This window comes from Mucilaginibacter sp. (assembly GCF_036383575.1).
In the GTDB taxonomy this organism is placed as follows: domain Bacteria; phylum Bacteroidota; class Bacteroidia; order Sphingobacteriales; family Sphingobacteriaceae; genus Mucilaginibacter.
In genome coordinates this window covers 1-8080 of the sequence record NZ_DASVOB010000226.1, presented here as the reverse complement: position 1 = coordinate 8080, position 8080 = coordinate 1, and the positions used below count along the sequence as shown (strand labels likewise).

The following is an 8080-nucleotide window of genomic DNA, read 5'->3' as shown; positions in this document are numbered from 1 at the left end:
ACAAACGCCGCTCCACTCAAACCAGTATGGATAATGTTTCGGCCGAGGCCAATGCAGCTGCAAAACAGATTGGCGAGCTGATGCGCGCCGGTAAAAAAGAAGAAGCCGAAGGCCTTAAAGGTAAAACAGGAGCCTGGAAAGAAGAAATTAAAAGACTTGGTGACTTACTTACCATAACCGAGGAAGAACTATATCAAAAATTAGTATTGCTGCCAAACCTGCCGCACAGTTCAGTACCGAAAGGATTGACCCCTGAGGATAATGAAGTAGTATTAGAGAACGGCATAAAACCAGAACTGCCTGCCGATGCTTTGCCGCATTGGGAGCTGGCTGCTAAATATAACCTGATTGATTTTGAACTGGGTGTTAAAATAACGGGAGCAGGTTTTCCGGTATATAAAAACAAAGGCGCCAAACTGCAACGCGCATTGATCAATTATTTTATTGATGAAGCTGAAAAAGCAGGTTACAGCGAAGTAAGTGTACCGCTGATGGTGAATGAAGCTTCAGGTTTCGGCACAGCACAATTACCTGATAAGGAAGGACAGATGTACCACGTGGGTATTGATAACCTGTACCTGATCCCTACCGCCGAGGTACCTATTACAAATTTGTACCGTGAGGTGATATTGAAAGAAGATCAATTGCCGGTGCGTAATTGCGGTCATACACCTTGTTTCCGCCGTGAAGCTGGGTCATATGGTTCGCACGTTCGTGGTTTGAACCGTTTACACCAGTTTGATAAAGTGGAGATAGTAACCATAGCCCATCCGGACAAATCATACGAAATATTGGAGCTGATGAGCGGCCACGTACAGGGTTTATTGCAAAAATTAGGCTTACCATATCGTGTATTGCGTCTTTGCGGTGGCGATATGGGTTTTGGATCTGCCTTAACTTATGATATGGAAACCTGGAGCGCAGCACAACAACGCTGGCTGGAAGTTTCATCAGTGTCAAACTTTGAAACCTTCCAGAGCAACAGGCTTAAATTGCGTTTCCGCAATGCTGATGGTAAAACACAACTGGCGCATACACTTAACGGCAGTGCATTGGCCTTACCGCGTATTGTAGCCACCTTGTTGGAGAATAACCAAACTGAAAAAGGTATTAAAGTACCGGAGGTATTGGTGCCTTATACTAAGTTTGAGTGGATTGATTAGCCCCCAGGCCCCCTAAAGGGGGAGTTTTGAAAAGCATAAGGCCCGGCAGGTTCATCCTGCCGGGCCTTATGCTTTTTTCTTGCACTCGTTTTCAACGACAAATGTTGGGAAGATGAAAGTTACCTGGACAAACAAAAACCATGTCATTGCGAGCGCAGCGTGGCAATCTCGTAGCCAATGCATGTCCGATCTGCATAGCTACGAGATTGCTTCGTCGTTCCTTCTCGCAATGACATGGTTTTTTAAACAACATTCCAAGTGATCCTCATCTTTTCAATATCTGTGGTTTTCAACGAGTGCTTAATATGGGTTTGCGTTTGTAACGCGACTGGCGATGCAATCGCCAAACTGGATTAAGCGCTCATTACAAATGAGCGCAAGTTGTACACCGGGGGTGATATGTCCATCGGTATCCTAATATTAAAGCCAAACCACTTTTTGAAAACTTTCATGTTCGCGGCCGATGATATCACGGTATAGATCAGGCTTCCTGGCCTGGATGTAGCGATGGCCGCCGGCTTTTGTCAATTTATCGGGTGTTAACTCAGCTATTGTAAATTCGTTTTCAAGCGATCTGCATTCGCTCATAATATCGCCGTAAGGATCAATGATCATGGAACATCCGTTTTTTAGCTGATCATCGTCCATACCTATAGGGTTGGAGAATATGGCATAAACCGCGTTATCATATGCCCGCGCTGGCAACCATTTCATCAGCCATTGCCTGCCTTTAAGGCTGTCGAACTCCTGCCGGAGTAGTTGTGCATTTGCCTCTTTATTTTTCCATAGTTCAGGGTCAACAAAACCGGCTCCAGGTCGGGTTGACGGCGTACACATGGTAACGTGCGGCATAAAAATTACCTGTGCACCAAGTAAGGTAGTTGCGCGTACATTTTCAATTACATTATTATCATAGCAAATAAGGATCCCGCATTTCCATCCATACAAATCAAATACGGTATACGCAGTGCCCGGTAAAAGATGCGGATTAATAAAAGGATGCAATTTGCGGTGTTTGGCTATCAGTCCGGTTTTATCAACGCATACATAAGCTTTAAATAAGTTATCGTCTTTGTCCTTTTCAAACAGACCGGCCAGTATAGCGATATCATATCGCCGGGCGTATTCGATTAATGCGGCGATGCTCGGCCCGGCAGGGATCTCTTCGGCCAGCTCAAGCATCTGTGCTTTGTTTAGCGTGCGTGCAAAGGTATAGCCTGTTATGGAACATTCATGAAATGCTATTGCTTTTGCTCCTTTTGCGGCGGCATCCGCTGTCATTTGTTCAATAACCGATAAATTATAGGCTTTATCACCGCTTTTATTTTCAAACTGTGCGGTGGCGATTGTTAGATTTTCCATATGCTGATCATCGTTTTTCATTTCAAAATTATCCGAAGTATGGCGGATAGCATTGTAAAAAACCGACAATTGCCATTTAAGCGAGGGGCATAAAGTTTATAGCCAGCAGCTTGTGATTGGCCCTGTATTGCAAGGGGGTAATACCGGTATGCCTCCGGAAAAAATTATTAAGATGGGCCTGGTCATAATACCCGCAGGCATAGCTAAGTATGCCTACCTCTTTTACCGAAGGCAGCTTTTGAAGCTGTTTGAGATAGTTTTGAAATTTAACAGTATCTATAAACTTTTTAGGGGAGATGCCTACCTGCTCACTGAACTTGCGCTCCAGTTGCCGTTCAGTTACAGGCAGCACATCCAAAAGGTTTTTAACATTAATGATGCCTTTGTGTTTATGGACAATACCTATCGCCTCGTCAACTATGTCGTGCCTGCTACAAGTCGCGGATATTTTTTTCAATAAAAACTGTTCGGCGAGGGCTGCCGCTTCGGGAAGGCTGGCTGCGTTTGCAAGCTGGTCTTCCAAATCACAGGCTTCCTGCCCAAAAAGCTCTTTCAGTTGTACGATGCTGTCAATCAGTTCATACGCGGCTATTCCAAGCAATGGCAAAAGCACATTGGGCTGCAAAACAACAATCAACATAGCCAGGTCATCGACAGAGCGGATATCATTATAATGAGTGATCTGACCATAAACAAAGCTTTTTGGCTGGAAGTAGGCTCTGGTATGGCGTTGGTCATATTGCAGTAATGGGGCTTTTAAATGAAAAACTATCCCCGGATTGCCATCGGAAAACAGACGGTAATTTAAAGCGATATCGTTTTTATGCTCTATAATTAAATAGTGCTTAACAATAGCCGAGAGCAAAGGATGGGGTGCTATTTGCATTATAATATTACAAGCATGATAAAGATAATCATTATTGCCCCGTTATGAGCGTAACTCCGTTCCTGACCCATTTGCTGCTCCTGCTTTTAGGGAGCCGACGCTCAATACTTCCTATACACATTATACAGGATATTCAGATCCAGCTGCGTCATCACCGGAGTTTCGTCAGTTTGTACAAAGTGGCGTTTAAATGCAACAATGGCCACAGGCAGGTTGCTGATATCATAGCCGATGAGCTTAAGCGCAGTAGCATAATCAAAATTATCAGGTGGAAGCTCAAGCAATTCTTCGCGCCAAAAACCGAAGCCTTTTGGGGCTAATAGTTTCCATGGAAAAAGCGGCCCCGGATCTGGTTTACGCAATGGTGCTATATCCTGGTGACCAATAAAATTAGCCTGCGGAATGTTATAGGCTTTCTTTAATTGTGCCAATAAAGCCAGCAAGCTTTTAACCTGTACATCGTTAAATGGCTCGTGGCCGTTATTGTCAATCTCAATACCTATAGAGCAGCTGTTCATATCAGTGATGCTGCCCCATTTGCTGATGCCGGCATGCCAGGCCCGAAGGTAATCATTAAGCATATGGTACACCTTACCATCTTTGCTTACAACATAATGCGCGCTCACCTGCGGTTTTACCAGCGTAAATGTAGTTAGGGTTTGCTTAACGGAATCCTGCGCGGTATAGTGAATGATCACATAGTTGGGCTTGCGCAGGTTAAAGTTAACCGTACCCACCCATTCTGACGGGATAGTCCCGCCGGCGCTATCAACCAGCATAGCAGGCTGTTCGCGCGTAATTACATCAACTAACGAGTCGGTTTGGGTATGATATACTTTATTGGTTGCAGCGTATGGCGGTTGTATTTTTGGCGAGCATGCGTCCAGCAGGATTGCCGAAGCGGCGAGTAATAAAATGTGTATATTTTTCAAACCTTGATACGCTTGATTTAAGGATTTATCCTGATGATTTAAACAAGTATACAAAAAACCTTGATTTGCCTGATTAAAAGATTATCTGATTTCATTATCTGTCATGTAATCCTAAAATCAAGTGTTTCAAGGTTCAAAAAGAAGCTGCCCCTTTGCGAGACAGCTTCTCATAAATTTATATTTTCAGCAGTGTTATATAGCCGTAGACCGCCTTATTAAGCCTAACAGGAGCGCGATAATGGCTATGACCAGCAAAATGTGGATCAGGCTGCCTACTGATGTGAAAAATACGCCTATTGCCCATCCTATTATAAGGATGACTGCAATCATATACAGGAGTGAGTTCATGATAATTTGTTTTAATTAATGATTTTCATAGATATTAGTATAATAGGGGCAGGGCCCAAAAAGTTTTAAAATTTGTTCCTTTTTAGGGGCGATGGCCCTCATTTACAGCTATATTTTGTAATGATCTATTCCCGGTGTATCTTTAAGCACCTTACCTCATGAAAACGATGAAATATCTTTTACTGCTTATCTGCCTGTTGCCGGCCACGCTTGTTACAGGCCAGTCAAAATTGCCTGTGATCAGGGCGACATCGAAAAAAGTAGCCATAAACGATGGTGGATTTTTAGATAAAAATGCCTGGTCGCTTTCACCCAAAACGCGACCGGATATTTATACTGCCGATAGGACGAGGGCAACAAAATGGGTTACTTTTTATACCGATATCGATTCGATAAGGGTAAAAGTTAAACCCGGTACCCGATACAATTTCATTATTCTGCTTAACGGCAAGGATTCGTGCTATACGCAGATAGCAAGTGCTATACCCCCGGTAGGTAAACAGGATGCTGCTAAAAACGATACTATCCCATTTAAACTTACAGCATACAGCGCTATCGCGGTGAAGGCTGTTATGAACGATACAGACACGCTAAACCTGCATTTTGATGTAAGCTCATTTGATTTTCATTTAACAAGGGATGCTATCATAAAAAAGACAAAGCTGCTGCCCAACCATGCCGATGTTTTGGCCGGTACCGCAAAACCTAATTTTAATGAAATGAACAAGGCCATGAAGCTACAAATAGGTACAGCGGTTTGGCGTAACCAGGAGATGTTGCCTACAGGCTTAACCTCCTACGGAATGGACGGCCGTTTGGGCTGGAACCTGTTTGAAGGGAAGCAGGTAGAGGTTGATTATGATAATAATCGTATTATCATTTACTCCAAAATGCCCAAAGGTTTAAAAGGGTACGAGCGGTCGAAGATCGGGTTTATTCATTCTTACGGTTATGCTACTGAGACATTTGAAATAGGCGGTAAAAAATATACCGGAAAATTTTCGATGGACACAGGATCTGATCAGTCCATTATTTTGGATAGCAGCTGGGTGGCCAGAAACAATTTTCCGACTGATTTAAAGCTGATCAAATCCTCAACGATAAGCGACCCTACCGGCAAAAAATACCAGATGAAAATAGTAGAGGCCCCCATGATCAGGCTCAACGGGTTTCCTGTTGCCAACGTGCCAACAATTATTTTAGGCAGCAAAAACCCGGTAGGCTTTGAAATGAACTACTTTGGAAATGGTCTTTTGAAAAGGTTCAACATGATCCTTGATTTCAAGAATGATTACCTGTACCTGAAGCCGAATAAACTATCGACAGCTAAAGACAAGGCTGATTCATAAAAAACGGCCGCAAAGAAAATTCTCCCGCGACCGCTCTTAAAAAACTAATAAATGGTTAAGCTTTTTCTGCTTTGGATGCCTGGTTGATCCCGGCTTCGGCAATTTGGGTGAGCAGGCTGTCGCAGGTTTTTTCTTCCTGCAAGGTTGAATCAAGCAGTTCGGCTGCATGATCATATCCCAGTACACTGGCCAAAGTGCGAAGGGTGCCATACGATGCAATTTCATAATGCTCAATTTTTTGCGCTGCCGAAATAATACCGGCGTCGCGGGTGATACTGCCTTTTTCGGTTTCGGATACAATTTCTTCGCCTTCTTTGATCAGGCCGGCCATGGCTTCGCATTTTACGGCTACCGCTTTTTGACCTATCGAAGCGAAAGCATCCTCCAAACGGATGATCTGACGCTCGGTTTCGGCCAGGTGGTTTTCGATGGCTGAGCGTAACTCATCGGATGTTGCCGCTTTAGCCATTTTGGGCAATGCTTTTGAAAGATGTTTTTCGGCCCAATAAATGTCTTTTAATTCATCAATAAATAATTCGTTCAGAGCCGATTCCTGCACATTGGCAGTTTGTTCGGGTGATTTTACTTTTGTGGTTGCCATTGGTAGATGTTTTAATGTTTTATATAATAGATACTGCAAACACAAAGCCAAAATTGTTCTTTTGATAATTAAAATTAATTATTAGGATAATTTACTTGCGTTTTAATTCGAATTTCTATCTCAGCAGAAAGCCGGGATGTTGATTGCCTACAACTATAAGTTCTAAAAAGCACACAGCGTGACTCATTTTATGGAATGCAGTTGTCAATTTCAAACTTACGGCTCCGACCCAATACCATTCTCACCCAAACAAAACCACGCCTTTTTTATTTACAAGCATACCAGTGGCTTAGCAATTAATTGTAGCCTTGCTGTTACATATTAAACTAAACGCACGTTACCTTAGTCATACCATCAAATAAAATACACATGAAAAAGCTATTTATCCTTGCCGCACTATTAGCAACTACTGTTGGAGCATTTGCCCAAAACGTTGATCTTAGGCGTAAAATTGAAGTTACCGGTATTGCCGAACAGGAAGTTACTCCTGATATTATAAACGTAACCATATCACTACAGGAATACATGGACGGCAAAAAACACATTGCCATTAATGATCTGGAAGATCAGCTAGAAAAAGCCGTTAAAGATGCCGGCATCCCATCGTCAGACTTTACAGTGAACAATGTATCGGCCTGGAACAATACTTATCAAAAGAAAAAAGCACCCGACTTTTTGGCCAGCAAACAATACGGCCTGCGCGTGCGCGATTTGAACAAGTTTAACCAGATCATGTCGAAAATTGATCCTAAAGGCATCCAGTCGACCAATATTGAAAGCTATGACTATTCAAAAATGGCCGATCTGAAACGTGACTTGAAGGTCAAAGCCCTGCTTGCCGCCCGCGATAAAGCAACTTACTTGTTAGCAGCCCTTGGCGAAAAGGTTGGCAGCCCTATTAATATTACCGAAAGTGATAACAGCAGCTTTCCACAACCACGTGTTTATGCAAACACAATGATGTTTAAAGCATCGGCCGATAGCAATGTTGGTGATTCGGATATCAGCTTCAAAACCATTAAGCTGAACTTCCAGATACAGGCTGTATTTGAGATAGTAAAGTAATCGCCTCGCCCCCCGGCCCCTAAAGGGGGAGAAAAAACTTTAAGGCCTCGTTCAAACAAACGAGGCCTTTTTATTATTTTGCTTAAGGCTCCCCCTTTAGGGGGCCGGGGGGCATATGCAATGGTTTGGACGACGCGAAAGCGATAATGTTGATGATGAACGGGGTGGCGGAGGAGGCAGGTTAGCCATAGGCGGCGGTGTGCTTGGTCTTATAGCGGCTGCTATTTATTTTTTTACCGGGGTTGATCCATCGGCTGTGCTTAATCAGGTGGCGACCAATCAGCCAGCCCGGCAGGAGCAAACCGCTAATAACGGCCCCGAAGACGCAGGCAAGCATTTTGTACGCGTAGTGTTGGCTGATACGGAAGATATCT

At 43.5% G+C, this 8080-nt stretch carries 9 protein-coding genes; 4 read left to right on the top strand and 5 right to left on the bottom strand.

Translation table 11 applies throughout. The annotated features are described in order from the left end of the window. Nucleotides 1-1163: serine--tRNA ligase (serS, locus tag VF500_RS08130; protein ID WP_330859195.1), on the top strand; the 1163-nt coding region annotated here is incomplete at its 5' end. A 420-nt stretch (nucleotides 1164-1583) separates the two neighbouring features. Here the strand turns inward: serS and VF500_RS08125 are convergent. The 4 genes from VF500_RS08125 to VF500_RS08110 form a co-directional block, all read right to left on the bottom strand. Further along, a complete protein-coding gene (locus VF500_RS08125; RefSeq protein WP_330859194.1) occupies nucleotides 1584-2525 on the bottom strand; it encodes a nitrilase family protein in 942 nt (313 codons plus the stop codon). Nucleotides 2526-2601: 76 nt separating this feature from the next. Then, complete coding sequence (locus tag VF500_RS08120) at nucleotides 2602-3411, bottom strand: helix-turn-helix domain-containing protein (protein WP_330859193.1); 810 nt, start codon at nucleotides 3409-3411, stop codon at nucleotides 2602-2604. Nucleotides 3412-3512: 101 nt separating this feature from the next. Next, nucleotides 3513-4343, bottom strand: coding sequence for an N-acetylmuramoyl-L-alanine amidase (locus VF500_RS08115; protein WP_330859192.1), 831 nt, complete (start codon nucleotides 4341-4343; stop codon nucleotides 3513-3515). A 192-nt stretch (nucleotides 4344-4535) separates the two neighbouring features. After that, nucleotides 4536-4691, bottom strand: coding sequence for a lmo0937 family membrane protein (locus VF500_RS08110; RefSeq protein WP_121232858.1), 156 nt, complete (start codon nucleotides 4689-4691; stop codon nucleotides 4536-4538). A 167-nt stretch (nucleotides 4692-4858) separates the two neighbouring features. Between VF500_RS08110 and VF500_RS08105 the strand changes: the two genes are divergently transcribed. Next, the gene (locus VF500_RS08105; protein WP_330859191.1) at nucleotides 4859-6040 is read left to right on the top strand and encodes a hypothetical protein; all 1182 of its coding nucleotides are present in this window, start codon (nucleotides 4859-4861) and stop codon (nucleotides 6038-6040) included. A gap of 55 nt (nucleotides 6041-6095) precedes the next feature. On the opposite strand, the gene VF500_RS08100 is transcribed toward VF500_RS08105, so the two are convergent. Beyond that, complete coding sequence (locus tag VF500_RS08100) at nucleotides 6096-6641, bottom strand: ferritin-like domain-containing protein (protein ID WP_121232861.1); 546 nt, start codon at nucleotides 6639-6641, stop codon at nucleotides 6096-6098. A gap of 369 nt (nucleotides 6642-7010) precedes the next feature. Here VF500_RS08100 and VF500_RS08095 point away from each other — a divergent pair, with 369 nt between their 5' ends. Next, nucleotides 7011-7706, top strand: coding sequence for an SIMPL domain-containing protein (locus VF500_RS08095; RefSeq protein WP_330859190.1), 696 nt, complete (start codon nucleotides 7011-7013; stop codon nucleotides 7704-7706). Between the two features lie 115 nt (nucleotides 7707-7821). Next, nucleotides 7822-8080 (top strand): neutral zinc metallopeptidase (locus VF500_RS08090; protein WP_330859189.1); only part of this gene is annotated, 259 nt, incomplete at its 3' end.